This is a genomic window from Pseudomonas sp. JV414 (assembly GCF_032424305.1).
GTDB classification, from domain to species: Bacteria; Pseudomonadota; Gammaproteobacteria; order Pseudomonadales; family Pseudomonadaceae; genus Aquipseudomonas; species Aquipseudomonas lini.
Map to the genome: position 1 here is coordinate 470,309 of NZ_VYKC01000009.1, position 26,664 is coordinate 496,972.

A 26,664-nucleotide genomic window follows, 5' to 3' on the forward strand; every position below is an offset into this window, starting at 1 on the left:
ATGAACGCCAAGCGCCCTGCCCGCGCGGCGCCTGCCGTTGAAACGCCCGCGACCGCCGCAAGCCAGACCTACAGTTACTGCAACCTTGAATACACCGAATCGGCCAGCACCGCGCTGGCCGAAGAAGTCGCATTGGCGATCGCCTATAACGGCATCAGCCAGGCAGTCATGTTGGTGACGCCAACGGATCTTGAAGACTTCATCGTCGGCTTCAGCCTCGGCAGCGGCATCATCGAAGACGCTTCAGATATCTACGACCTGCAACTCAGTGGCACAGGTTCGGCGCAATACGCGCAAGTGACCATCGCCAATCGCGCCTTCTGGAACCTCAAGCAGCAGCGTCGGCAACTGGCTGGCACCAGCGGTTGTGGCCTCTGCGGTGTGGAAGCGGTAGAGCAAGCGCTGCCCGACCTCAAAGTATTGCCCGGCGCCCCGCTGCCCCCGGCCGAATGGCTGGACGGCCTGCGCCAGCGCATCGGCGAATTCCAGCCGCTGGGCCAGCATTGCGGCGCGGTGCATGCGGCGGTGTTCATGAACGGCAACGGCGAACTGCTGCTGGGCCGTGAAGACATCGGCCGGCACAACGCCCTCGACAAACTGATCGGCGGGTTGATCCGCCAGAAGATCCCGACCACTGGTGGCCTGGCGATTGTCACCAGTCGTTGCAGTCTTGAATTGATCCAGAAAGTTTTACGCGCCGGGATCCAGACCCTGGTCAGCCTGTCGTCGCCCACGAGCCTTGCCGTGCAATGGGCCCGTCGTCACAACCTCAACCTCATCCACCTGCCGCAGAAAAATGCACCACGGGTCTACAGCCCAGCGTTGGAGAATCAAGCGTGAGTCAACACCGTCAAGCCGACCAGAAACCCGTCCCCCGCTACAAGCCCTACAAAGGCCCAGCCGGTGGCTGGGGCGCGCTGATCAGCGTCGCCCAGGCCTGGTTGACCAGCGACAACGCGCTGAAAAACCTCCGCATAATGCTCAAGACCAACCAGAACGGCGGCTTCGACTGCCCCGGTTGCGCCTGGGGCGATTCTCCGGAAAAAGGCATGGTGATGTTCTGCGAGAACGGCGCCAAAGCGGTGAACTGGGAAGCGACCAAACGGCGTGTCGACGGCGCGTTCTTCGCCAAACACAGCGTCAGCTCGCTGCTGGAGCAGAGCGACTACTGGCTTGAGTATCAAGGCCGATTGACCGAGCCGATGAGCTATGACGCCGAGACCGATCGCTACAAACCCATCAGCTGGGAAGACGCCTTCGCGTTGATCGGTAAACATTTGCAAGGCCTGTCGAGCCCGGATCAAGCTGAGTTCTATACTTCGGGCCGCGCCAGCAACGAAGCGGCGTACCTCTATCAGCTGTTCGTGCGAGCCTTCGGCACCAACAACTTTCCCGACTGCTCGAACATGTGTCACGAGGCCAGCGGTGTGGCTTTGGCGCAAAGTGTCGGCGTTGGCAAAGGCACCGTGACCTTCGATGATTTCGAACACGCCGATGCGATTTTCGTCTGGGGCCAGAACCCCGGCACCAACCACCCGCGGATGCTTGAGCCCCTGCGCGAAGCGGTGAAACGTGGCGCTCAGGTGGTGTGCGTCAACCCGCTGAAAGAACGCGGCCTGGAACGCTTTCAGCATCCGCAGCATCCGCTGGAAATGCTCACCAACGGCGACAAGCCGACCAACACGGCGTACTTCCGTCCGGCACTGGGCGGCGACATGGCGGTGCTGCGCGGCATGGCGAAATTTTTGCTGCAATGGGAGCGCGACGCGCAGAAGTCAGGTGCCCCGGCGGTGTTCGATCACGACTTCCTCAATGAACATGCGATCAACGTGCTGGAATACATGGGCGTCATCGACGACACCCCATGGGAGCAGATCGTCGAGCAGTCCGGCCTGACGCTGTTGGAGATCGAGCAAGCGGCGCGCATGTACGCCAAAGGCAAGAGCGTGATCATGTGCTGGGCCATGGGCATTACCCAGCATCGTCATTCGGTGCCGACCATCCAGGAAATCGCCAACCTGATGCTGCTGCGCGGCAACATCGGTCGGCCGGGCGCCGGTCTGTGCCCGGTACGTGGCCACAGCAATGTGCAAGGCGACCGGACGATGGGCATCAACGAACGTCCGCCGGTGGCGTTCCTCGATTCTCTGGAGCGCCGCTTCCAATTCAAAGTGCCGCGTGAAAACGGCCACAACGTGGTCGAGGCGATTCACGCCATGGCCGACGGCCGCTCAAAAGTCTTCATCGGCCTGGGCGGCAACTTCGCCCAAGCCACCCCGGACAGCCCACGGACCTTCCAGGCCTTGAGCAACTGCGACCTGACCGTGCAGATCAGCACCAAGCTCAACCGCAGCCATTTGGCCCATGGTAAAGACGCGCTGATCCTGCCGTGCCTCGGCCGTACCGACATCGACATCCAGACCGAAGGCGCCCAAGCGGTGACCGTGGAAGACTCGTTCAGCATGGTCCACGCCTCCAACGGTCAGCTGCAGCCGCTGTCGAACCAGATGCGCTCGGAGCCTGCAATCATCGCCGGCATCGCCGCCGCGACCCTGGGCAGCAAACCGGTGGACTGGAACTGGCTGGTGGCCGATTACAGCCGCATCCGCGATCTGATTGCCGACACCATCCCGGGCTTCCGGGACTTCAACGAGAAAATCCAGAACCCGGGTGGTTTCTACCTGGGCAACAGCGCCGGCGCACGTCGCTGGAATACCCCGTCGGGGCGGGCCAATTTCCGTCCGAACATTCTGCCCAAAGACCTGGTGCACGAACGCACCCGCGCCACCGGGGTATTGCCGGACCTGATCATGCAGTCGATGCGCTCCCACGATCAGTACAACACCACCATTTATGGTCTTGATGACCGTTATCGCGGGGTGAAAGGTCAGCGGGATGTGTTGTTCGTCAATGAGGCCGACATCATTCGCCTGGGCTTCAAACCGGGGCAGAAGGCAGACATCGTTTCGATCTGGGATGATGGCCGTGAGCGCCGGGTGAAGGGCTTCACGCTGCTGGCGTTTGATATTCCTGCCGGGCAAGCGGCCGCTTACTATCCGGAAGTGAACCCACTGGTGCCGCTGGAAAGCACCGGGGATGGCAGCCATACGCCGACGTCGAAGTTTGTGGCGATTCGGTTGGAGGCGGCGAGTGAGACTGGGTTGATCATGGCCAAGTCGGCCTGATCTTTTAGCGATGTTGCTGACGCGACAACTATCAAACGCCCACAAAAAAGGCCGTTTCTGTACAGAAACGGCCTTTGCGAAGTAGTTAAAGACCGGCGAAAAACACTTAAGTTCCACCCAAAAAACAGTAACTTATAGAATTGTGCTCAAGTCGTGTTACTCGTCGGATTTCGGTTGTCACAACCATGACTCAGCCTCAGGATCGCGCCGTCATCCCCTTGAGGTTCCTCTATGAAGTTCTCCTCGATTCTCTTGTTGTCCCTTGGCCTGGTCAGTGGCTTCGCTTCTGCAGGCGGCACCACCGAAGCAGGTGTGGGCGGCGCATTGGGCGGGGTTCTTGGCTCGGTCGTCGGTCAATCGCTAGGCGGCAGTACAGGTTCAACCATTGGCGCGGCCCTGGGCGGTGCGGGTGGTAGCGCAGTCGGCGCAGACAAACGCAGCCGTGGCGAAGCCGCCATTGGCGGTGCGTTGGGCGCAGCAGGCGGTAACGTGGTCGGCCGCAGCATGGGCGGCACCACGGGCAGCCTGATCGGCTCCGCAGCAGGCGGCGGCGCCGGTGGCGCGCTGGGTAACTACATGGGCAACAAGAGCGATGACGATGATGATCGTCGTTCCTATCGTCGTGGTCATGATGATCGTCGCTACTACCGTGACGGCCACCCGGGTCGCGGCCATGCCTATGGTCATCGCAAGCATAAACATCGCTATCGCGACTGAGGCTTGAATCGCCCCGTTTACCGGTAGATCAAAAAATCGCAGCCCTCGGGCTGCGATTTTTTTTGCCCCTCAAACCACCAGGCGCTCCAACGCCCCGCGCAATCCGGCAGGAATCGCCACTGGTTGATTCGACGCCCGATCCACAAACACGTGCACGAACCGCCCCGCCGCACAGGCTTCATCTTCGCCTGCCTTGAACACCGCCAATTCGTATTGCACCGAGCTGTTACCCAATTTGCCGACCCGCAGGCCGACCTCGATCCGGTCCGGGAAAGCGATAGAGGCAAAGTAGTCGCAGGCCGAACTGACCACAAAACCCACCACTTCGCCGTCATGGATATCCAGGCCGCCGATTTCGATCAGGTAGGTGTTCACCGCCGTGTCGAAAAAGCTGTAGTAGGTGACGTTGTTGACGTGACCGTAGGCGTCATTGTCGTGCCAGCGGGTGGTGATGGGCTGGAAGTGGGGGTAGTCGGTGCGTTGGGGCATCGGAGCGGGTCCTTTCATGATCGTTCCCACGCTCTGCGTGGGAATGCAGCCCGTGACGCTCTGCGTCACATTCAGGAGCGGACGCAGAGCGTCCATCGAGGCGTTCCCACGCAGCGTGGGAATGATCAGTATCACATGCCGGCAAACCCTTTACCCTGCGCCGCCAGCTCACCAATCAACCGCGCCGGCGCCCAGTGATCGCCCTGCTTGGTTTCAAGCTGCAACAACCGCAGATGAATATCTTCCAACCCTTGCTGATCTGCCCAGGCCATCGGCCCGCCCTTCTCCGCCGGGAAGCCATAACCGTTGAGGTAGACCAGATCAATGTCGTGCGCCGACGTCGCAATACCTTCCTGAAGAATCTTCGCCCCTTCGTTGACCAGCGCCAGCAAACAACGCTCCAGAACCTCCTCAGGGCCGATCTCGCGACGCTGGAACCCCAACCCTTCGCTGACTTCCAGTACCAGCGCATCGACTTCCAGATCGTGCTCAGCCTGGCGACTGCCCGGTTCGTAGTGGTAATACCCATCACCACTTTTCTGACCGAAACGCCCCAGCTCGCACAAACGGTTGTCCACCTGAACCTCCGGCGCATCCTGGCCCTTGCCAGCCAGCTCCCGAGCACGCCACTCTAGGTCGATGCCAACCACGTCGTACATGCGAAACGGCCCCATGGCGAAACCAAAACCTTGCAGCGCCGCATCCACCTGATAAGGCAAAGCGCCCTCCAGCAGCATCTTGCGCGCTTCGAGCACGTACGGATGCAGCATGCGGTTGCCAATGAAGCCATGGCAGTTGCCCGACACCACGCTGACCTTGCCCATGCGCTTGCCCAGCACCAGCGCCGCATCAAGCACCGCCGGCGCCGTCTGGGCGCCGCGCACAATTTCCAGCAATTTCATGATGTGCGCCGGGCTGAAGAAATGCAGGCCCAGGACCTGCTGCGGACGGCGAGTGGCAGCAGCAATCGCGTCAATGTCCAGTGCCGAGGTATTGCTGGCCAGAATCGCTTCAGGTTTCATCAGGCCATCAAGTTCGCGGAAAATTTTCTGCTTCAACTCGAGGTTTTCGTAAACCGCTTCGATGACCAGATCGACATCACGGATCGCCGCGTAATCGGCAGCCGCCGTCACCCGTGCAATACGCGCATCAGCCTCGGCCTGATCGATCCGTCCCTGACGCACGTTGTGGGCGTAAGTCTCAGCCACGCTGGTCAGTGCCTGCTCAAGCATCTGCGGATTGTTATCGACCCATTGCACCGGCACCCCGGCGTTGGCCAGGCACATGACAATGCCACGGCCCATGGTGCCCGCGCCGATCACGGCGGCGCGCTGAATATCGAACGGTGTCTGGCTCATGGTTGTTCTCTTGTTATCGATCCAAAGACAGTCCTCACCATAGTCAGGCGCCGGGCTTTTTTGAAATTTATTCCTGTGATGAGCGACATTCAGGGGATGGATGTACTTTCAAAAACACCAACTCCCCCGTAGGAGCTGCCGAAGGCTGCGATCTTTTGATCTTGATTTTCGGCATGTTCAATTCCGCAAAAAAATCAAAAGATCGCAGCCTTCGGCAGCGCCTACAGTTAGAGGTGCGCCTCGGTCCACGTCCGCACGTCGCCATACGGATAATCCTCCAACGCCGCAAACCCCGGAATCGCCCGCGCCTTGAGCTTGGTAAACAGCGGCACGCTGATCCCGCACAGAAATCTTGTTACGCGTTCAGCTGACGGGACGTTGCCCGTGTGCTGCTCGTGCCTGTGGATAAAATCACCACACAGCGCCTCGAAATTTTTATCCACAAGCGCTGGCAATTCCGGTGGTGCTGGCAATCGCGCCACCTGACCGTGACACACGGAACAATGCCCACACTGCTTCGGTGCGTTTTCGTCACCGAAGTATTCCGCTAGGCGATAGCCCAGGCAGTGGTCAGTGGCAAACAGATCCAGCATGGCGTGAATCCGTGCGATCTCGGTGCGCTCGTGTTGGGTGAAGTAGGCGTGCAATTCAGCGCTCAGGTTTGAGGGATCAAAGTTCGCTTGCTGCAGGCTGTAGACCTCAGTCATCTGCTTGCTTTCGACCTCGACCCAGCCCTTTTCCTGGAAGTAATCCAGCGCCTTGACCACCCGACTGCGCTCGGCGGAATACTGCTCATACAGCGCATCGAAATTCACCGTGGCCCAGGTCCGTGCGCGGCTGGAGGTCTGGATGATCGCCGAGACGAAGTCCTTTCTCTCACCTTCAAATCGGGCAAGCAATGCTTCGGGCTCCTGCAAATACTTGAAGCGGTATTCGGCGTAATAGGCATAACGCGGTGCGATTATTCCGCGCAACTCCAGTTGTACCAGCAAGGTCTTGAGCGGCAACTGGCGAATGTTGCTCTGATCGGCCAGCGGCCCCAGCAGAAACTCCCACTGCCCCTCGGGCACAGCGGCTTGCAACTCCTCGAGCACGCAACGAATGCCGTCCCGTTCCGGCGTGTCGCCGTAGACAAAGTTCTCCAGCACGTTGAGGCTGTCGCGGTTGGCCAGCACCAGGCAATCGGATGGCTGCCCGTCACGCCCGGCGCGGCCGATCTCCTGGCTGTAGTTTTCGATGGATTTAGGCAGATCGAAATGCACCACGTTGCGAATATCGCTTTTGTCGATGCCCATGCCGAAGGCAATGGTGGCAACGATGCAATTGGATTGCCCGCCCATGAACCGTTTCTGTATCCCTTCCCGCTGCTCATGGGGCAAACCGGCGTGATAGGCCTCGGCCTGGATGCCGTTGCGTCCCAGATGTTCGGCGATGTGCTCGGCGGTTTTCTGCAGGGTCACGTAGACGATGCTCGGCTGACCGGGACGCTGGCTCATCCACTCGACAAGGCGTCGGCGCTTGTCTTGGCCGCGTACCGGTTCCACCAACAGGTTGAGGTTGGGTCGGTAGAAACCGGTGGTCACCACATCCTCGGGGGCGATGGCGAATTTGGCCTCCATGTCGGCGATCACCTTGGGTGTCGCGGTAGCGGTCAGCAGCAAGGCCTGAGGGATGTTGAACTGGCGCTGGTAGTCCGGCAGCTTGAGGTAGTCGGGGCGGAAGTTGTGACCCCATTCAGAGATGCAGTGGGCCTCGTCCACCACCAGCAGCGAGATGGGCACTTGCTGCAAAAAATGGCGGAAGCGCTCGTTTTTCAGGCGCTCCACGGAAATCATCAGAATCTTCAATTCCCCAGACTTGGCCCGGGCCATCACATCGCTGGCGTCATCGCGGCTCTGGGCCGAATCGATGCTGCCCGCCGCAATGCCGTGGCGCTGCAAAAACGCTAACTGATCCTGCATCAGCGCCAACAGGGGCGACACAACCAACGTCAGGTGCGGCAGCAACAAGGCCGGTAATTGATAGCAAAGAGACTTGCCCGAACCGGTAGGGAAAATCGCCGCCGCCGAGCGCCCGGCCAACACAGCACTGACCGCCGCCTCCTGGCCGGGCCGAAACTGTGGATAACCGAAAACCTGTTCCAGGGTGTTGTGCATAAGCTGTCACTCCGTTGACCGCTGCGAAGCCCAAAGCCTAGCCGGCGAACGCAGCGAGTCGAGAAAAGGTCGGGGGCAAAAACGATACGGGATGATACTGCGGATAGGTCGGGGAGACTGCAGGCGATGATGGTTCCCACGCTCTGCGTGGGAATGCTTCAAGGGACGCTCCGCGTTCCAGCCGTTGAATGTGACGCAGAGCGTCACGGGCTGCATTCCCACGCAGGAGCGTGGGAACGATCAAAATCATGAACTCACTTAGGGCACCAACACCGCCACCCGCAACTGCTCATTTAGCGCCTGCTCATGAAACACCCGGCTCTTGCTCGCCCAAACCGCAAAAGCCGGGCTGATTTCGCCAGTGAACGCCGCCGCCAACTGACGCAAATCCGCGACACTTCGCACACGGGGGCAAAAGGGTTCACCGTCGCAGTTCTGACTGGCGTTGCGGTAGGTGAGCAGCAGCCGATCCCACAACCCCTCACGCACTTGCCTGACCGACTTGAGCTTCACAGCCTGCACACCCAGTCGCTGTTTCAGACCCTGTTCATCCAGCGCTTCGCTGGCCAACAGCGCCTTGCCCACCATCAACACCTCGGCGCGGGACGCAGTGTCGACGTCTGCCTGAGTGGTCAGCGCCTGTGGCCAACCGTTACGGTCCATGTTGGCGAGAACCAGCGAATGAGCGACGTCAGCAGCGCCCGCCATCCGACAAACACCAGCCCACAACAACAAAATCGAGGCCATACGCAGCCATTGCATACCTAATTCCCTTTAAGAGTCGACTCAGACGCTTCGAAACGTCCTACAAATTCTGGCGCGCACCATGCAGAGCTTTGATGCGCGAAGCCTGACAGGCCCGTAGGAATATCGACCTCTAAGGGAAAAGCTTAAAAAATAGTTGGCGTGTGCGTAGGCAAAGGCCGATAGCGCCGGTAAATCCCCTACAAAACCTGTCCATTTGCGCCACCTTGCGACGCGTCATCGTGGCCCTCTATAGTTTTCGACGCGGCTGAAAACATTGTGTCGGCCTGCCGGCGAAATTGCCCGACTTCCCACAGGACTGACCTCGATGACCACGTTCCACCCGTTAACAGACCGCTATCGCCCGCTCAAAACCAGCTACAGCGATACCCCCGTGTTGGTCATCGACACCGAAGCCAATCCTCACGAGATTCTCGACGCCTCCCTGCAACGCATCCGCGCCGCCAGCGACCTGCTCGAAACGCTCTATTGCCTGTGCTTCAAACAGGCTGACGTGAAAGACATACCCAATATCGTCAACGCACTTTACTTGCTGACCCAAGATGGCTGCGAACTACTTGAAGTCGCCAAACAGCGAATTAAATAAAAAAGACCAACAACTAACAACCCTTACAAAAACAGCAACAACTAATCACTTCACTATTCAAACAACACAAACTAACGTGCCAGCTCTTACATCAAACAAGAGCAACACTAATGACTGCACTAACTATTTTCTTCTGCGGCACTGGCTCAACTAAATTCGACGACACCAATGCAAATTACTGGGACGGCGAATTGGTGTCGACACTCGCATCCCATCATCTCGGCAGGGAGTTCGCCGAATGGATCGTGGTCGACGGCCCCGGCAGCGGTAACCTGCAAGCCGACGACCTCTTTACCAAGTCCGAAGAGTACGGCCTCAGCGGCACACTGTTCGGCAAAGGCTGGGAGCAAAACGTCCAGCACGCGATCAACATCATCAAAGGCCAGTGCGACTGGCAGCGCGAGCAACTGACCGAAGAGGAATACAACCGCCTCAAAGCGGCCGGCATCCCCATCGAAGACGTGAAAGTTGAAGGCTCGTGGTTCTGGCGCAAATACAACTATGGCGATCGCAGCGTGACCCAGCAGGCGCTGCAAGAACAGATCATCAAAACCTTCCGCAAGGACGGTGTTATTCCCACCCAGGTAAACCTGGTGGGCTGGAGCCGCGGCGGCATTAGTTGCCACATGCTGGCCAACGCCATGTTCAAGGACAGCGAACTTAAAAACATCCCGGTTAATATCTTTGCGATTGACCCGGTGCCTGGCATTGGCAACTTTCAGGATGACAAAGTCAAACTCGGTTCCAACGTCAAAGAGTATGTAGGTTTCTATGCCCGTGACGAACGCTCGAAAGGTTTCAGCTGCGTAATTCCGCAAACCGCTACCGACACCAAAACCCACATCTACCCCATACCCGGCCGTCACGCCACCATGGCCGGTAACGCCACCTCCACCGGCGGCGTCCCCAACGGCGCCGGCGACCTGAAAATCCTGGTCGAACCCGGCCGCATCGTCCGCCACTTTGCCGAAGTCTGCCTCAAGCGTTGGGGCGTGCAACTGGACAAGTCGTTGAACCTGACCCATGCCGATCTGGAGAACCTCGGCAAAGCCATGGTCGACAACGAAGCGAAGTACCGCCTGATGCACAAATACTCTTACACCTACTTCAGCGAACTGGATCAAGGCGAACGCTACGTTTCGCTGGGCAGCCAAGGGGTCAACTTCTCGGCGGTGAAGGGTGCGATCTATGCGCCGGCGACCGGGTTGACGACTAGCGTGCTGGATGTGGATTCGTACCAGCATATTCGTTGAAGTCGATGGGCGCGGGATGACGAAAAAATACGAAAAATTGCGTCGCGGAAAATTCCTATAGAAACGGCCTAGCCAAGGCTCATCCGGTTCCTACAAGCGGGGACTCCTTGTCGTCTATCGTTGCCCGGAGCTCGCACCTATAGTCGTGACTGTCGCTGCCAAATCAGTGACTCGGGCTTGGTCACCCGAATAGAGAACTCATTTCGCTTCCGTTGTATGCTGCGGCACCTCAAGTGCTGCACGCTATATGGTGGCTGTGTTCGGGACGCCTTCGGGCGTACCGGCAAAGTGAGTTCTCACCGGTTTGACCAACCCGAACACAGTCCGCCTCCCATCGCTTGGTCACGATGGCGGCGGTTTCTCCCGATGCACTTGAGAATTCTCACTATGAATAAATGGAATCCGCTTACAGATATTCGCTACATCCCTCTCAACACCAATCTCACTGATTCCCCGCCCCTGATCATCGACACAGAGGCAAATCCCCAAGACATCCTAGAAGCCGCCCTCCAGCGAATCCGAGCCTCCAGCGATCTCCTCAAAACCCTGCACTGCGTTTGCTTCAAACACGGCGACATCGAAGACATTCCCCACATCACCCACGCGCTCTTCCTGCTGACCCAAGACGGCTGTGACCTGCTGAAAGTCGCCCAGCAACGCATGATGGGCTGGAAAGCCCCCGTCTGACGCACTCCCAGGCAGGCATCACTCGAGTAGAGCTGCCTGCCCCGAAGACCATCACTGATGTATTTCCGCCTTCCGGCAATAGGAACCGAATCTTGCAAACTATTATTGATTGCGTAGCATGTGAGCCATTGTTCAACAATGGACTCATTCTCATGACAGCCGAAACCATTGATCACAGCACCCTCACACAATTGGTCGTGAAGGGCTATGTAAACAGCGCACATATCGTCGCGAAACCAGGTGGATGGTCGATTCAAATCCCATACGGGAACAAAGAGTGCTCCCTGGCGGCGCAACGCAGCCGACAGGTTCGCCTGTTCAAACGACTAGAAACGCTGGTGACTTATCTGCAAGACATAGGCATCACCCGCTTCGATGTAGACACGTCGAACTATGATCCGCTCCAGATCAAAACCTACACTCGTCCTGATCGTTCCGAAGCAATGAAACAAGCACATGAAGCCGTAGCGTACGAGGAGTGGTTCAAGGAGCAGGTACAAATTGGTCTTGATGATTCGAGACCGACAGTGACCGATGAAGAGGCCCGCCGAATATTCGCCGCCAAACGGGATGCCATACGTCAGAGAGTGCGCTGATGAGGTTGGTCTGGCGTCAAACGGCGCTTAATGACCGAAGCAAAATCATGGATCACATCATTCTGCACAATCCTGAAGCAGCCATTGCCCTCGACGAAATTTTCGAATTGAAAGCGGAAAACGCTCGGCAGCGTCCGACCCTTTACAGAAAAGGCAAAGTCCCTGGAACGCGGGAGATAGTTGCAACCTCTAACTACGTCATGATCTATCTGATCGCAGATGAGGCAGTGGAAATGGTGAGACTGATTCATGCCAGACAAAGATGGCCGTGAAACTCTTTGGTACTGCCCATGAGCGACAGATCGAAACACAGTGATCGACTAGAGGCTCCCGACGAAAAGACTTCGCCTCTCTTATCGTGAGCACATCAAGAATTTTTTCCGCACCGCGGAGCCTTATTAAACAGTTACTAACTACCAGGCATCGCGGTAGTCGAAAGACACCTGATAGTCGTAGGAAGACAACTCAATAGTGTGAACAAAATACAACTGCAGAATCACAGCCCAGTCACCGTCGACATCGAACCCCCCATTATTGATATTGTTTTCTGACTCAATCCCGAGCTCATCCATAAACGAAGCATCATCCCCAAAGTCTTTTGAGTACTCTCGCCCTACGCCTATCTCGGTTTTTTTGTCGTACCAATTCAATCGAATCTTCAGTCCCATGGGTCCTCACAGAAATTTCTTGATGTTACGACGCGGTTTCGGATCGTCGATCCGCTCCCCCGTAACGTGATTGAAGGAACCTAAGTGGCTACCATCGCTGGCGCGATAAACTTCCAGCTCACCATGCATAGAATCCCACTCGTAAACTGTTCGACCTTTTGCATCCGTCCAGCGCTCTCGAAGCCCTCCACCACCCTGTTGAGGCGTTATTTTTTTGGCCTCTTTCAAACCTGGAAATCCAGTTATTTCTTCAATCATAGGTGAGGGGTGGTAACTGTGACCTATTCCCGGAAGCCCTTTACGTCGCACGCTCAGAACGACGTACAGCGGCCGAACCCCAGAATCCGCCGGAAATACCAGAATAAAATCCTGATACTCCGGCGGATAAACCGGGCTGACGATAATGTTGTCCGCCTGTTCCGCCGGCGGAAAAATCCAGACTTGGGGCGCTTGCGGTGCCGCTTCCAGCGCCGGAATACCCATCGTATCTGCTAGGTTTTCTGCGGGAGTCCAAATCAACTCAACCCCGCTACCAAAGTCAGCCACCTGTTGAGATCCGCGCGTTTCAAACGTCACGATAGGGACCATCTCCCAATCACGCCGGCTCTGGGTGTTATAGCCGTAGCCCTTGAGCGTTCCGTCAGCCTGCTCCTCTACCCGCAAACGAACCCGTGTTCGAGCTTGTTTGAGTGATCTGAGTTGATCGTCGGTATACAACGCACCATCGCCCAGACTCGATGGCGCAAGCAAAGCAACCAACCCCACTAATGCACCCGCAGCAACTCCGGCAGTGACGACTCCGGCGCCAGTACTTGCGATGGATGCCGGAGCAATTGCTACACCACCCAACGCCAAAGAGCCGATACCAGCAGGTAAAACTCCGCTGATTTTCTTGAGCGGTAAGCAGCCGGAATCATCGGCCTGACGACCTCCCAACAAGGTGAGCTCACCATACTCACCGACGCTGTCCGTCGGCACGAACCCGGATGGGCAGGTGTAGTCGATGATTGAATCCGGCAACTTACAAGACTTGGCAAAGACACAACCGGTGAGCGACTGGCGCTTTTTCTGAAACGCCACTTCCCGGCTCTTTTCGAATGCGTCCTGCCTGGCGAGCATGGCCTCGTAGGCGTTTTGCCTGGCCTCTCTCTCTGCCAATTCAGTGGTGGTCATGTCCCGTAGCCGACGGTAACCACCTCCATCGTTATCGTAGTGCTGCCACACTTGCGGTGTGTCCTTGCCCATCCGTTCCCCTCTCGGTCACCAATAAAACCACGGCTCAATGCCGAGGCCGGTGAAGTTACCGAGTGTTGGAAAGTGCGGTTGTAGGGCTAATCTGATCCTGCCGTGCGATCCTTCTTGATCGTCTATTGCGGATGATTCCGCTCCAAACTTGCCGCAAAATCCGGCCCGAGCCGACTCATCGGCATGCCCCTAATGGAAGATGCACCATGAACCTCGCCCCCAACTTCCCCGACGACCACGCCATGCACCTGCTGATGCAGCTGCTGCATGAAGAACTCGGCCTGCCTGAACGCAAAACCATCAGCCTCACCACCTCGATCAACTTCGACCTGGGCTGCGACGGTGCGGATGCGCGGCAGCTGATGGAAGCGCTGGAGGAACAGTTCGCCATCGACTTCGTGGACTACGACGCCTATCGCTACTTTCAGCCCGAAGGCTTTGATGTGTTTCTCAAGCGTCGGGCGAAGGGGCGTGGCGAGAAAGTGCCGTTGACCATTGGCATGCTCTACCAAGCGATCAAGGCGCAACGGTGGGATACGCAGGAGCTGGAGAACATCTGTCTGAACGCGTAAGTGGCATTATTCTGGCTGTTTAACGCTTTTTCAGCTGGAATATTGGCAGTTGTATTTCTGATGGTCTAAATCGCGCCCATAAAAAAAGCCGCCCCAAAGGACGGCTTTCTCATTACATCAAACCAACACTTACAACTTCGGCCCAGCAGCCTTGATCGCATCGCTCACTTCAAACTTCTTGAAGTTCTCAACAAACAACCCAGCCAACGCTTTAGCAGCTTCATCATAAGCAGCCTTGTCAGCCCAGGTGTTACGTGGGTTCAACAGGCCAGTCTCAACGCCCGGCACAGCCAACGGCACGTCCAGGTTGATGGTGTCTAGGTGTTCAGTCTCAGCACCGATCAACGCGCCGCTCTGGATCGCTGCGATCACACCACGAGTGGTCGGGATGTTGAAGCGCTTACCGACGCCGTAGCCGCCGCCAGTCCAGCCGGTGTTGACCAGGTAGACCTTGGAGCCGAAGCCGCGGATGCGTTTGATCAGCAGTTCGGCGTATTCGCCAGCCGGACGCGGGAAGAACGGTGCGCCGAAGCAGGTGGAGAAGGTCGACTTGATGCCGCTGCCGGAACCCATTTCGGTCGAGCCCACCAGTGCGGTGTAGCCGGACAGGAAGTGGTAGGCCGCTTGTTCTTCGCTGAGGATCGAGACTGGCGGGAGGACGCCGGTCAGGTCGCAGGTCAGGAAGATCACAGCGTTTGGCTCGCCACCGAGGTTCTTCTCGGAACGCTTGGCAACGTGCTCCAGCGGATAGGCAGCGCGGCTGTTCTGGGTCAGGCTGACGTCGGCGTAGTCGGCGTGCTTGGCGTCATCGATAACGACGTTTTCCAGGACTGCGCCGTGCTTGATGGCTTTCCAGATGACCGGCTCGTTCTTCTCGGACAGGTCGATGCACTTGGCATAGCAACCGCCTTCGATGTTGAACACCACGCCCTCGCCCCAGCCGTGCTCGTCGTCACCGATCAGGTAACGGCTTTCGTCGGCGGACAGGGTGGTCTTGCCAGTGCCGGACAAACCGAAGAACAGGGTCACGTCGCCCGCTTCACCGATGTTGGCAGCGCAGTGCATTGGCAGCACGTCGGCGGCCGGCAGCAGGAAGTTCTGCACCGAGAACATGGCTTTCTTCATTTCACCGGCGTAACGCATGCCGGCGATCAGCACTTTCTTCTGTGCGAAGTTGAGGATCACGCAACCGTCGGAGTTGGTGCCGTCACGCTCTGGAACGCACTCGAAGTTGGCGACGTTGAGGACTTGCCACTCGTCACGGCCGGCCGGGTTGTACTGGGCCGGGTTGATGAACAGGCAACGACCGAACAGGTTCTGCCAGGCAGTCTGGGTGGTCATCTTCACGGCCAGATAGTGCTCTTCGGCAGCACCTACATGCACGTGGGAAACGAAATGCTCTTGCGCGTTGTTGAAGGCCTCGACGCGAGCCCACAGGGCATCGAACTTGTCGGCCGGGAACTTGCGGTTGATCGGGCCCCAGGCGATGGCGTCCTGGGTGGTCGGCTCTTCAACGATGAAACGATCGACTGGCGAACGGCCGGTACGGTGACCGGTGCGAACAACCAGCGCGCCGGTATCGGCAAGCTCGCCTTCACCGCGATTCAGGGCTTCTTTAACCAGATCATCAACACTCAGATCGGTGTACACGGCGTTATTGGCTTGCGTCATGAGGTTCCCCGTCGGCCAGTGGCCGAGTGCTCCAAACGTTTTGTAGTAGAAAGTCGTGCACTACTACCGCGAAAAAAGTGGGCCGGATTATGCCAGAAAAGCCCAAAAAGTGTAGGGCCCTCCCGTCAGAACGGCGTTATTCCGGCGCAAAGCAGTGAATTTACCTGCACTGAAACGTTTTAGTGACGGGTATCTGACGGCGTATCGACCCCTGCACCCGCAAACAATTGGGTGATATCGGCCGCGTCGAACAGGTAACGTTCGTTGCAAAACTGGCAATCGATCTCCACGGCGCCACCGTGTTCGATAACGAGTGCCTGGGCATCATCCAGACCCAAACTGACCAACGCATTGCCCGAGCGTTCCCGAGAGCAGCTGCAATGGAAACGCAGGTTCTGCACGTCAAACAGGCGAACCTGTTCTTCATGATAGAGGCGATGGAGCACGGTTTCGTTGTCCAGGCTCAGCAATTCATCGGCCGTCAGCGTGCTGGCCAGGGCGGTGATGTGCTGCCAACTGGCGGCGCGTTCTTCTTCGTCTTTCAGACGGTCGGCAGGCAATTGCTGCAGCAACAAGCCACGAGCACGACGGCCATCGGCGTAGAGCCAGAAGCGCGTGCCGACCTGCTGAGACATGACGAAGTAGTTAGTGAAGCACTCCGAGAGAGTTTCGCCGTCGAGGTCGACGATGCCTTGGTAACGCTGGCCCTGAGTCGGGTCGACAGTCAGCGCCAGCACGCCATTGGGCATCAGGTCGGCGAGGGTTGCGTCGGGGGCAATCTGGTCGGCTTCGTAACGCGCCAGGCCTCGGATTTCACGCTCGCTGGAGCACTCGATCATCAGCAACGGCACCGGGCCTTCGGACCGGGCCTGCAGAATCAGCAAGCCATCGAACTTCAAGGTGCCAACCAGCAACGCTGCCGCCGCCATCAGCTCGCCCAACAGTTGCGCGACCGGCTCCGGATAGGCGTGTTTGGCGAGGACTTCGGCATAGCTACGCTCCAACCCAACCAGCTCGCCGCGGGTGTCGCTGTCATCGAAGATGAAGCGTTGGGTGTAGTCGTTATCCGATAGATTGGTCATAGGTCTGGGTATCTGAAAGGGTGACAAAAAAAGAAAATCGCGCCATTTCCGCTTTTTGGGGCGGGCAAGGTTCAGCCGTAAGGGCATTTTATGAACAATCCGGGGCTGTTCCAAGCAAGGTCAAACCTCGCTTTTCGACGAACGGCGTTTTCATTTCGCCGCGTCGAGTACACCCATATGGCTGCACGGGTGCGCGATTGCAAGTCTGCGCCCGACGGCGATCACTACTCGTCGTTGCTGTTACCGCGAAACTTGAACAGATCCCGGCGCTGCTTCTTGCTCGGTTTGCCATCGGTGCTCACGCCCAACGCCCCGGCCTTGCGCATGGCCGCAGCCGCTTCACGTTTGGCGACGCTGGCTTCGGTTTCGGCATACAGGGCCTGAGCCTCCGGCGCGCCACGGCGCACGATCGACAGCGCCTGGACTACCACCGTACGCTCCTCGAAGCCGGTGCGAATCTGAAACTCATCGCCGACCCTCGGTTCCTTGCCTGGCTTGCAGCGCTCGCCCCGGCAATGCACCTTGCCACTCTCAATCGCGGCCTTGGCCAAGGCTCGTGTTTTATAAAAACGCGCGGCCCACAACCATTTATCGAGACGGACCTTGTCGTCCTCTTCGCTTTTTTGTGCCATTGGATGACCTCATTCTGAAATATCGATGAACTGTACTACCGTTTCTGTCGTGCCATGAATCACCACGCTGTGGATTAGAATGCAGGCATTCCCTCGCACATTGAGGGATGGAAATTCGGGCAGTAGATATCTGTCGCCTTTTACCCATTATTCTGCGTGAATACCGCGAATTCGGCCGCACGCGGTCTGAGCGGTTTTTGCCGGTTGAGCACTTTTGAAGACATTTGACCATTTGACCGTTATCGGTCTGCGCGAGTGGGTGGCGCTCCCGGATTTGGGAGTCGCGGGCCTTCGGGCAAAAATCGACACCGGCGCCAGCACCTCCAGTTTGCACGCCACCGACATCGAGCCGTTCGAGCGCGATGGGGAACAGTGGGTGCGCTTTACCGCGCACCTGGGCACGGTGGTGCAACTGCGGCACCGGCGCTGCGAAGCCCCGCTGGTAACGAGGAAAACCATTAAAAGCTCCAATGGCCATGCGCAGATGCGCTATGTGGTCAGCACCACCCTGGCCCTCGGTGATCGGGTCTGGCGGGTCGAATTCACCCTCGCCTGCCGCAAGTCCATGCGTTATCGCCTGTTACTCGGTTCCAAAGCCCTGATCGATGGCCAGTTGGTGGTCAATCCGGGCATTAAATATGTACAAGACAAGCCGGTGTTCCCGGTATCTACCTTCTCCACAGGTGTTGCATGAAGATCGCTGTGCTGTCGCGGAACCCGCGTCTGTATTCCACCCGTCGTCTGGTCGAAGCCGGTATGGAGCGTGGCCATGAAATGGTGGTGATCGACACCCTGCGCGCCTACATGAACATTGCCAGCCACAAGCCGCAGATCCACTACCGTGGCAAACCGCTGGAGGGTTTCGATGCAGTGATCCCGCGGATCGGCGCATCGGTGACGTTTTATGGCTGCGCGGTGCTGCGCCAGTTCGAAATGATGGGGGTGTTTCCGCTCAACGAATCGGTAGCCATCGCTCGTTCGCGAGACAAACTGCGCTCGTTGCAATTGTTGTCACGCCGGGGAATCGGTTTGCCGGTCACCGGTTTTGCCCACTCCCCGGATGACATTCCCGACTTGATCGAGATGGTCAATGGCGCGCCGCTGGTGATCAAGGTGCTGGAAGGCACCCAGGGCATCGGTGTGGTGCTGTGTGAAACAGCGACGGCGGCGGAATCGGTGATCGAGGCGTTCATGGGCCTGAAGCAGAACATCATGGTTCAGGAATACATCAAGGAAGCCGGCGGTGCGGACATTCGTTGTTTCGTGGTCGGCGACAAGGTGATCGCGGCCATGAAACGCCAGGCCAAGCCGGGGGAGTTTCGCTCCAACCTGCATCGCGGTGGCAGTGCGAGCCTGATCAAGATCACGCCGGAAGAACGCATGACCGCGTTGCGTGCGGCGAAGGTCATGGGGTTGGCGGTGGCGGGGGTGGATATCCTGCGCTCCAATCATGGGCCACTGGTGATGGAAGTGAACTCATCGCCGGGGCTTGAAGGGATTGAAACCACCACCGGGAAGAACGTGGCGGGGATCATCATTGAGCATCTGGAGAAGAATGGCGGGCCGAATATGACTCGGACCAAAGGGAAGGGTTGAGCCTGAAAGATCGCAGCCTCGCTTCGCTCGACAGCTCCTACAGGGGGATCGCATTTTTCTGTAGGAGCTGTCGAGCGGAGCGAGGCTGCGATCTTTTCAGCCGTTAAACCGCATCCCTTGGCAACATCAATCCAAGCGGCAACCGCACCCGCGCTTCCAGCCCACCACCGGACCGATTGCGCAACTCGACATTCCCGCCATGCATCGAAGCAATCCGCTTCACGATCGCCAACCCCAACCCGGTCCCCTTCCCGCCCCGGGCCCGATCGCCACGGGTGAACGGGTTGAAGATCGCCTCCAGTTCCGACGGATCGATCCCCGCGCCACGGTCCATGACGCTCAGCACCACATACGGCGCACTGGTATCCCCGGACACATAGGCCGCCACTTCGACGCCGCTGCCGGCGTGATGCAGAGCATTGCCGATCAGGTTGTTCAGCAGCCGCTTCATCGACACCCGACGCAACGGGAACGGCTGGATCGGTTCCAAGCGCAAGTGCACTTTCTCTTCGTTCTGGTTGTACGGCGCGGCGACTTCGCGAACCAGATCGCTCAGGTCCACTTCTTCCACCGACTCGTCACGCCCGTCACGAATGAACGCCAGGAACTGATCCAGAATCGCGTCCATATCTTCGATGTCGCGGATCATGTCGTCTGTCAGGTCGCTGTGGTCACCCATTAGCTCCAGGGACAGCCGCAAACGGGTCAGTGGCGTGCGCAGGTCGTGGGAGACCCCGGCTAGCATCAGTTCGCGTTCGCGCCCGGCCTGTTCGACGTCTTCAGCCATCTGGTTGAAGGCGCGATAAACCTCGGTCATCTCGCTCGGTGTATCGCTGATTGGCAGGCGCACGCTGCGGCCCTGACCCAGTTGCCTCGCGGCATAGACCAGACGTTTCAGCGGTTGATTGAGCTGGCTGACGAAGATCCACGCCGAGGCGGTGGACAGCAGACCAATGGCGAGGAACCAGCCGAGCACGTTCCAGATTTTCTGGCCGCGCAACGGATGCGGGTACAGCGGCACTTTCAGCCAACCATCGCCCAGGCTGGGCGCCCGGACCCACAGCGCCGGTGGTGAGTGCATGCGTAATCGCACTTCGGTGTCGGCACCCAGTTCGGCCTGCATTTGTCGTTGGTAGATCTCGCTGTAGGGCCAGTGCTGTTCGCCTTCCGGCACACCGGCACCCACCACCCGGATGAGGGTCGCGGCATCGGCGATTTTGGTGCGGTTTTCTTCGTCGGCGGCCCAATAGGCACGTAGCGTCAGGGCGACGCCGTGGCTGTATTGGCGATCCACCAGCACATCTTCGTTCATCAACAGATAAACCAGGGTCAGCGCCTTGGAGAACAGGACGACGATCAGCACCAGCCACAGGGTGCGGGAGAAGAAGCTCTGGGGGAACCAAACAGGGGTTTTCATGGGTAACCGCTACACACTTGCAGGAGCGAGCATGCTCGCATATTGCGGATCACGGGTCTGCGGGAAAGGTCATCTAACCCCTTGCCCGCAAGACCCGCGCCTACAAATCACCAATCACTTCGTGGCGGCGCCATCCGGAACGAACACGTAACCCACGCCCCAGACGGTCTGGATGTAGCGTGGTTTGGACGGATCGGGCTCGATCATCCGGCGCAGACGGGAAATCTGCACGTCGATGGAACGCTCAAGGGCATCCCACTCGCGGCCACGGGCCAGGTTCATCAGTTTGTCGCGAGTCAGTGGCTGACGCGCGTTCATGACCAGCGCCTTGAGTACCGCAAACTCACCGGTGGTGAGCATGTGCACTTCGTCGCCGCGCTTGAGTTCGCGGGTGGCCAGGGACAGTTCGTAGTCACCGAAGGTCACGCTTTCGTCTTCGCTGCCCGGAGCGCCTGGCACCGGTGCCGCCTGACGACGCAGAACCGCTTTGACCCGAGCCATCAGCTCGTCCGGGTTGAACGGCTTGGCCAGGTAATCGTCGGCGCCCAGTTCGAGGCCCTTGATGCGGCTAAGCTCATCGCCCTTGGCGGTCAGCATGATGATCGGAATCTGATTGTTCGCCGTGCGCAGGCGGCGGCAAGCGGTCAGGCCGTCTTCGCCGGGCAGCATCAGGTCGAGGACGACCAGGTTGAACACTTCACGCGCCAGCAGGCGGTCCATTTGTTCGGTGTTCGGTACGGCGCGGGCACGGTAGCCCTTGCTGACGAAAAAACGTTCCAGCAGGCTGCTCAGCCCAGGATCGTCGTCAACAATAAGAATTTTTTCGCCTTCAGCAATGTTTGCAGTGCTGCTCATTGGATGCTCCTTTGATCTCGGCGCGCATTATGGCGTAGCTGCCGTTATACGCACCGTGTGCATTGTTAGCAGATTTTTCCTTCCCCGCCAGAAAACCGGGCATTGTGCCTACAACCCGCGATGCCCCCGAATGGACAGAACGCTGGTTATAATGCGCGGCCTTTTGTGTCAGGCAACGTCTGATCGTTACTGTAAGCAGCCGCTTTTTTTTCATGGCGCTGGCAGTAATTGTTCGATTTCACGGGTCAACGGGAAGCCTGTTGGCTCAGGTAGCGGCGCACGCCAGGCCGCTCAACCAGACTCGCCGAGCCCTTATCTCTGCGCCTGCGAGCCTGCTTTCACAATTTGTCAGGTGGTTTTATGGACAGCATCAACAGCCGCATCGCCGAGGAACTCGGTGTACGCCCACAACAGGTCGAAGCGGCCGTCGCGCTACTCGATGAAGGCTCTACCGTTCCCTTCATCGCCCGCTACCGGAAAGAAGTGACCGGCAGCCTCGATGACATCCAGTTGCGTCATCTGGAAGAGCGTCTGCGCTACCTGCGAGAACTCGACGAACGGCGGATCAGCATCCTCGCCAGCATTCAAGAGCAGGGCAAACTGACCCCGCAACTCGAACGCGACATCAAACTCGCCGACACCAAGACCCGTCTCGAAGACTTGTACCTGCCGTACAAGCAGAAGCGCCGCACCAAGGGCCAGATCGCCCTGGAAGCCGGCCTCGGCGAGCTGGCCGACGGCCTGTTCAACGACCCGACCCTGAACCCTGAAGCCGAAGCCGCGCGCTTCATCGACGCCGATAAAGGCGTGGCCGATGTTAAAGCTGCCCTTGAAGGCGCCAAGTACATCCTCATGGAGCGCTTCGCCGAAGACGCTGGCCTGCTGGACAAGTTGCGCAGCTACCTCAAGCAGGAAGCCACCCTCAGTGCCCGTGTGATCGCTGGCAAGGAAGAGGAAGGCGCCAAGTTCCGCGACTATTTCGAACACGACGAACCGCTGAAAAGCATGCCATCGCACCGTGCGCTGGCGATTTTTCGTGGCCGCAACGAAGGCATTCTCAGCTCCGCACTGAAAGTCGGCGATGAACTGCCGGGCACCATGCACCCGTGCGAAGGCATGATCGGTCAGCAATTCGGCATTCAGAACCAGAACCGCGCCGCCGACAAATGGCTGGGCGAAGTGGTGCGCTGGACTTGGAAGGTCAAGCTCTACACCCACCTGGAAACCGACCTGCTGGGCGAACTGCGCGATGGCGCGGAAACCGAAGCGATCAACGTGTTCGCACACAACCTGCACGACTTGCTGCTATCGGCTCCGGCCGGTCCGCGTGCCACATTGGGCCTTGACCCGGGTCTGCGCACCGGTTGCAAGGTCGCCGTGGTCGATGCCACCGGCAAGCTGCTGGATCACGCCACGGTTTACCCGCACGTGCCGCACAACAAGTGGGACCAGACCCTCGCTGTGCTCGCCGCCCTGTGCGCTAAGCATTCCGTCGATCTGATCGCCATCGGCAACGGCACCGCCAGCCGTGAAACCGACAAGCTCGCCGCTGAACTGATCAAAAAATACCCAGCCATGAAGATGACTAAAGTCATGGTTTCCGAGGCCGGTGCATCGGTGTACTCGGCGTCGGAACTGGCCTCCAAGGAATTCCCGGACCTCGACGTGTCGATCCGTGGCGCGGTGTCGATTGCCCGTCGCTTGCAGGATCCGCTGGCTGAGTTGGTGAAGATCGATCCAAAATCCATCGGCGTCGGCCAGTACCAGCACGACGTGTCGCAGCTGAAACTGGCACGCGGCCTGGACGCGGTGGTCGAGGACTGCGTGAACGCCGTGGGCGTCGACGTCAACACCGCCTCCGTGGCGCTGCTGGCGCGCATCTCCGGCCTCAACGCGACCCTGGCACAGAACATCGTCAGCCACCGCGACGAGCACGGTGCCTTCAAAACCCGTGCGGCGCTGAAAAAAGTCGCGCGTCTGGGTGAAAAAACCTTCGAACAGGCTGCGGGCTTCCTGCGCGTCATGAACGGTGATAACCCATTGGATTCGTCCGCGGTTCACCCGGAAGCCTATCCGCTGGTACAGCGCATTGCCGCTGAAACCGACCGTGACATTCGCTCGCTGATCGGCGACGCGAGCTTCCTCAAGCGTCTCGATCCGAAGAAGTACACCGACGAAACGTTCGGTCTGCCGACGGTCACCGACATCCTGCAAGAGCTGGAAAAACCCGGTCGCGACCCACGTCCCGAGTTCAAGACCGCCGAGTTCCAGGAAGGCGTCGAAGACCTCAAGGACCTGCAACTGGGGATGATCCTCGAAGGTGTGGTAACGAACGTGACCAACTTCGGCGCCTTCGTCGACATCGGCGTTCATCAGGACGGTTTGGTACACATCTCCGCGCTGTCGGAGAAGTTCATCAAGGATCCGCGCGAAGCGGTGAAGGCCGGTGATGTGGTCAAGGTGAAGGTCATGGAAGTCGACATCCCGCGCAAACGCGTTGGCCTGTCGATGCGCATGAGCGACACCCCGGGCGAGAAGATCGACGGTGCCCGTGGCGCGCGTCCGGGTTCGGCACCACGCCAATCCCAGAACACCGCACCGCGCAAGGAAACCACGGCAGCAGCCCCGGCCAACAACGCCATGGCCTCGCTGTTCGCTAACGCCAAACAGTTGAAAAAGCGCTAATGGAGATCCCGGCTGGCTTGACCGAAAGCGCATTTTTCAAGCTGCTGGGGTGTCGCTTGCACAGTCTGGAAACCGGGGTGGCGCAAGTCGCCCTGGCGCTTGAGCCAGAACTGCGCAATCGCGGCGGCAAGCTGCATGGCGGCGCTTTGTTCAGTCTGGTGGACATTGCCATGGGGCTGGCCTGTTCCAGCACCCACGGCTTTGACCAGCAGAGCGCAACCATCGAGTGCAAGATCAACTACATCCGCGCCGTCGCTGACGGTGAGGTGATGTGCACGGCACGGGTGATCCACCCGGGCCGCCGCACGCTGGTGGTCGAAGCCGATGTGATGCAAGGCGACAAACTCGTCGCAAAAGCACAAGGCACGTTCGCTGTCCTGTAGCTAGAAGCCATCAATTTGAGTTAATTTCAACGCAAAGCAACCTGTGGGAGCGGGCTTGCCCGCGATGGCGGTGTGTCAGACGACATAAACGGTGACTGACACTCCCTCATCGCGGGCAAGCCCGCTCCCACAGGGATCGTGCAGTTCTTGAATAATCGGCATATGGCCTGTCAGGCCCGAAAACCAGGCGAAAACGCCAGTTTTAACTTCACCCTTGTAGACCGTCTTGCCCACCCCCATATTGGGGCGACTGACGCGTGAAGGAATCCAACTTGAGCGAACTTCTCAACCGCCGCCTGGCTCTGCTTGGCGAGCGCGCTAACCTCTCTCTGCTCGAACAGTGCCTTCACGGCATCGAACGTGAATGCCTGCGCGTGACAGGCGAAGGGCGCCTGGCGCAAACGCCGCACCCTGAAGCATTGGGTTCCGCGCTGACCAATGAACAAATCACCACTGACTATTCCGAGTCGCTGCTGGAGTTCATCACGCCAGCCCTGCCAGACCCGGCAGATACCCTGGCGAGCCTCGATAAGATCCATCGGTTTGCCTACAGCAAGCTCGGTAATGAGTACCTGTGGAGTCCATCGATGCCGTGCCCGTTGCCGGCCGAGGAAGACATCCCGATCGCTTATTACGGCACCTCCAACATCGGTCAGCTTAAGTATGTCTATCGCAAGGGTCTGGCCCTGCGTTACGGCAAGACCATGCAGTGCATCGCCGGGATCCACTACAACTTTTCCCTGCCGGAAAAGCTCTGGCCGCTGCTTAAAGAGGCCGAAGGCTTTGTCGGCACCGACCGCGATTATCAGTCGTCGGCCTACATCGCGCTGATCCGCAACTTCCGTCGCTACAGCTGGCTGCTGATGTACCTGTTCGGTGCCTCGCCTGCGCTGGACGCCGGTTTCCTGCGCGGTCGCTCGCATCAGTTGGAACAGCTGGACCCGGACACGTTGTACCTGCCGTACGCCACCAGCCTGCGCATGAGCGACCTGGGTTACCAGAGCAACGCCCAGGCCGGTCTGACGCCGTGCTACAACGATCTGACCAGCTACACCGACAGCCTGCGCAAAGCGGTGGCCACGCCGTATCCGGCGTACGTCGAAGTCGGTACGCACCAGGACGGTGAGTGGGTTCAGCTCAACACCAACATTCTGCAGATCGAAAACGAGTACTACTCCAACATCCGCCCGAAACGCGTGACCTACACCGGCGAACGGCCGATCCAGGCGCTGGTGGCCCGTGGCATTCAGTACGTCGAAGTACGCTGCCTGGACATCAACCCGTTCCTGCCGATGGGCATCGACCTCACCGAGTCGCGGTTCCTTGATGCGTTCCTGTTGTATTGCGCGCTGAACGACAGCCCGCTGCTGACCAGTACCAGCTGCGGTAACGCGACCTCGAACTTTCTCAGCGTGGTCAAGGAAGGTCGTCGTCCGGGCCTGCAGTTGCAACGCGACGGGCACCCGGTAGCCCTGAAGGAATGGGCCGGCGAATTGCTGGAAAAAATTGCGCCATTAGCGGCATTGCTGGATCAAAGCCATGGCGGCGATGCTCACAGCAAGGCGCTGGACGCACAACTGGCCAAGGTCAAGGACTCGTCCCTGACGCCATCGGCGCAGGTGTTGGCAGCGATGGCCGAGCACAAGGAAAGCTTTGCTCAGTTCTCCTTGCGTCAGAGTCAGGTGCACGCGGAATTTTTCCGTAGCGAGCCGCTTTCAAGCGAAGAACAGGCTAGATTTGAAGAATTGGCGCGGTCGTCGTTGGCTCAGCAGATGGAGCTGGAACAGAACGAAGTTGGCGATTTCGATGTGTTTGTCGGGTCGTATCAGGCGAGTATTCTGGCGATCAGCAACTAAACTGCCAGAGCAGCCCCCCTGTGGCGAGGGGGCTTGCCCCCCGTTGGACTGCGGAGCAGTCCCAAAACCGACACACACAATATTTCGGGTAAACCGCGTCGCCTGCATTACGACTGCTTCGCAGCCGAACGGGGGCAAGCCCCCTCGCCACAACGGTCTCTCTTAGAATTTTCCGCTCATAAGGTAATTCGAAAAAGTTATTTATTTTCG

The 26,664-nt window shown here is 58.6% G+C and carries 25 protein-coding genes; 14 read left to right on the plus strand and 11 right to left on the minus strand.

Translation table 11 applies throughout. From position 1 onward, the window contains the following. From fdhD to F6R97_RS13075, 3 genes are all read left to right on the plus strand, one after another. Entirely contained in the window at window positions 1-840 is an 840-nt protein-coding gene (fdhD, locus tag F6R97_RS13065) for a formate dehydrogenase accessory sulfurtransferase FdhD (protein WP_007895222.1), read from the plus strand. Then, window positions 837-3,185 carry an FdhF/YdeP family oxidoreductase gene (locus tag F6R97_RS13070; RefSeq protein ID WP_048396029.1) on the plus strand — a complete coding sequence of 783 codons (2,349 nt, stop codon included), beginning with the start codon at window positions 837-839 and terminating at the stop codon, window positions 3,183-3,185. The genes fdhD and F6R97_RS13070 overlap by 4 nt, the downstream gene beginning before the upstream one ends. A gap of 231 nt (window positions 3,186-3,416) precedes the next feature. Beyond that, entirely contained in the window at window positions 3,417-3,902 is a 486-nt protein-coding gene (locus F6R97_RS13075; RefSeq protein ID WP_048396028.1) for a glycine zipper domain-containing protein, read from the plus strand. A 69-nt stretch (window positions 3,903-3,971) separates the two neighbouring features. On the opposite strand, the gene F6R97_RS13080 is transcribed toward F6R97_RS13075, so the two are convergent. From F6R97_RS13080 to F6R97_RS13095, 4 genes are all read right to left on the minus strand, one after another. Next, window positions 3,972-4,409 (minus strand): acyl-CoA thioesterase, encoded by a 438-nt coding sequence (locus F6R97_RS13080; protein WP_409999795.1) that lies wholly within the window; start codon window positions 4,407-4,409, stop codon window positions 3,972-3,974. A gap of 113 nt (window positions 4,410-4,522) precedes the next feature. Continuing rightward, window positions 4,523-5,749 (minus strand): 3-hydroxyacyl-CoA dehydrogenase, encoded by a 1,227-nt coding sequence (locus F6R97_RS13085; protein ID WP_050681820.1) that lies wholly within the window; start codon window positions 5,747-5,749, stop codon window positions 4,523-4,525. Window positions 5,750-5,976: 227 nt separating this feature from the next. Then, window positions 5,977-7,905, minus strand: coding sequence for an ATP-dependent DNA helicase RecQ (locus tag F6R97_RS13090; protein WP_050681819.1), 1,929 nt, complete (start codon window positions 7,903-7,905; stop codon window positions 5,977-5,979). 258 nt (window positions 7,906-8,163) lie between these two features. Then, window positions 8,164-8,667: a polysaccharide deacetylase gene (locus F6R97_RS13095; protein ID WP_315866646.1), complete on the minus strand. Its 504-nt coding sequence runs from the start codon at window positions 8,665-8,667 to the stop codon at window positions 8,164-8,166. A 310-nt stretch (window positions 8,668-8,977) separates the two neighbouring features. On the opposite strand from F6R97_RS13095, the gene F6R97_RS13100 reads away from it, so the two are divergent. The 5 genes from F6R97_RS13100 to F6R97_RS13120 all read left to right on the plus strand — a co-directional run bounded on the left by F6R97_RS13100 (window position 8,978) and on the right by F6R97_RS13120 (window position 12,064). Further along, complete coding sequence (locus tag F6R97_RS13100) at window positions 8,978-9,256, plus strand: hypothetical protein (RefSeq protein ID WP_038978504.1); 279 nt, start codon at window positions 8,978-8,980, stop codon at window positions 9,254-9,256. A 110-nt stretch (window positions 9,257-9,366) separates the two neighbouring features. Continuing rightward, window positions 9,367-10,509, plus strand: coding sequence for a hypothetical protein (locus F6R97_RS13105; RefSeq protein WP_315866647.1), 1,143 nt, complete (start codon window positions 9,367-9,369; stop codon window positions 10,507-10,509). A 387-nt stretch (window positions 10,510-10,896) separates the two neighbouring features. After that, window positions 10,897-11,196 (plus strand): hypothetical protein, encoded by a 300-nt coding sequence (locus tag F6R97_RS13110; RefSeq protein ID WP_048396023.1) that lies wholly within the window; start codon window positions 10,897-10,899, stop codon window positions 11,194-11,196. Between the two features lie 152 nt (window positions 11,197-11,348). Further along, window positions 11,349-11,792 (plus strand): hypothetical protein, encoded by a 444-nt coding sequence (locus tag F6R97_RS13115; protein ID WP_038978501.1) that lies wholly within the window; start codon window positions 11,349-11,351, stop codon window positions 11,790-11,792. Beyond that, window positions 11,792-12,064: a type II toxin-antitoxin system RelE/ParE family toxin gene (locus tag F6R97_RS13120; RefSeq protein ID WP_038978500.1), complete on the plus strand. Its 273-nt coding sequence runs from the start codon at window positions 11,792-11,794 to the stop codon at window positions 12,062-12,064. Before F6R97_RS13115 ends, F6R97_RS13120 begins: the two co-directional genes overlap by 1 nt. 141 nt (window positions 12,065-12,205) lie before the next feature. Here the strand turns inward: F6R97_RS13120 and F6R97_RS13125 are convergent, their stop codons facing one another. Together F6R97_RS13125 and F6R97_RS13130 are read right to left on the minus strand one after the other, a co-directional pair. After that, complete coding sequence (locus F6R97_RS13125) at window positions 12,206-12,460, minus strand: colicin E3-like toxin immunity protein (protein WP_038978499.1); 255 nt, start codon at window positions 12,458-12,460, stop codon at window positions 12,206-12,208. Between the two features lie 6 nt (window positions 12,461-12,466). Further along, on the minus strand, window positions 12,467-13,705 hold the full coding sequence (locus F6R97_RS13130) for a colicin E3/pyocin S6 family cytotoxin (protein ID WP_315866648.1): 1,239 nt from the start codon (window positions 13,703-13,705) through the stop codon (window positions 12,467-12,469). 206 nt (window positions 13,706-13,911) lie between these two features. Here F6R97_RS13130 and F6R97_RS13135 point away from each other — a divergent pair, with 206 nt between their 5' ends. Continuing rightward, window positions 13,912-14,277, plus strand: coding sequence for a DUF1493 family protein (locus F6R97_RS13135; protein WP_038978497.1), 366 nt, complete (start codon window positions 13,912-13,914; stop codon window positions 14,275-14,277). A 129-nt stretch (window positions 14,278-14,406) separates the two neighbouring features. Here F6R97_RS13135 and F6R97_RS13140 read toward each other — a convergent pair whose 3' ends face one another. The 3 genes from F6R97_RS13140 to F6R97_RS13150 form a co-directional block, all read right to left on the minus strand. Next, a complete protein-coding gene (locus F6R97_RS13140) occupies window positions 14,407-15,948 on the minus strand; it encodes a phosphoenolpyruvate carboxykinase (protein ID WP_038978496.1) in 1,542 nt (513 codons plus the stop codon). 179 nt (window positions 15,949-16,127) lie between these two features. Then, window positions 16,128-17,030 carry an Hsp33 family molecular chaperone HslO gene (gene hslO, locus F6R97_RS13145; RefSeq protein ID WP_038978495.1) on the minus strand — a complete coding sequence of 301 codons (903 nt, stop codon included), beginning with the start codon at window positions 17,028-17,030 and terminating at the stop codon, window positions 16,128-16,130. A 224-nt stretch (window positions 17,031-17,254) separates the two neighbouring features. Further along, complete coding sequence (locus tag F6R97_RS13150; RefSeq protein WP_038978494.1) at window positions 17,255-17,662, minus strand: RNA-binding S4 domain-containing protein; 408 nt, start codon at window positions 17,660-17,662, stop codon at window positions 17,255-17,257. A 232-nt stretch (window positions 17,663-17,894) separates the two neighbouring features. On the opposite strand from F6R97_RS13150, the gene F6R97_RS13155 reads away from it, so the two are divergent. Next, a complete protein-coding gene (locus F6R97_RS13155; protein WP_173667533.1) occupies window positions 17,895-18,356 on the plus strand; it encodes an ATP-dependent zinc protease in 462 nt (153 codons plus the stop codon). After that, window positions 18,353-19,258 (plus strand): 30S ribosomal protein S6--L-glutamate ligase, encoded by a 906-nt coding sequence (rimK, locus tag F6R97_RS13160; protein ID WP_008005189.1) that lies wholly within the window; start codon window positions 18,353-18,355, stop codon window positions 19,256-19,258. The genes F6R97_RS13155 and rimK overlap by 4 nt, the downstream gene beginning before the upstream one ends. Before the next feature lie 103 nt (window positions 19,259-19,361). Here the strand turns inward: rimK and F6R97_RS13165 are convergent, their stop codons facing one another. Next, window positions 19,362-20,675, minus strand: a complete 1,314-nt coding sequence (locus F6R97_RS13165; protein WP_038978493.1) for an ATP-binding protein — start codon at window positions 20,673-20,675, stop codon at window positions 19,362-19,364. 114 nt (window positions 20,676-20,789) lie between these two features. Beyond that, window positions 20,790-21,530, minus strand: a complete 741-nt coding sequence (gene ompR, locus F6R97_RS13170; protein WP_007903084.1) for a two-component system response regulator OmpR — start codon at window positions 21,528-21,530, stop codon at window positions 20,790-20,792. A gap of 360 nt (window positions 21,531-21,890) precedes the next feature. On the opposite strand from ompR, the gene F6R97_RS13175 reads away from it, so the two are divergent. The 3 genes from F6R97_RS13175 to gshA all read left to right on the plus strand — a co-directional run bounded on the left by F6R97_RS13175 (window position 21,891) and on the right by gshA (window position 26,454). Then, entirely contained in the window at window positions 21,891-24,215 is a 2,325-nt protein-coding gene (locus F6R97_RS13175) for a Tex family protein (RefSeq protein WP_315866649.1), read from the plus strand. Further along, window positions 24,215-24,598 (plus strand): PaaI family thioesterase, encoded by a 384-nt coding sequence (locus F6R97_RS13180; RefSeq protein ID WP_008076564.1) that lies wholly within the window; start codon window positions 24,215-24,217, stop codon window positions 24,596-24,598. The genes F6R97_RS13175 and F6R97_RS13180 overlap by 1 nt, the downstream gene beginning before the upstream one ends. A 272-nt stretch (window positions 24,599-24,870) precedes the next feature. Continuing rightward, window positions 24,871-26,454, plus strand: coding sequence for a glutamate--cysteine ligase (gshA, locus tag F6R97_RS13185; protein WP_050681814.1), 1,584 nt, complete (start codon window positions 24,871-24,873; stop codon window positions 26,452-26,454). Window positions 26,455-26,664: the final 210 nt, after the last annotated feature.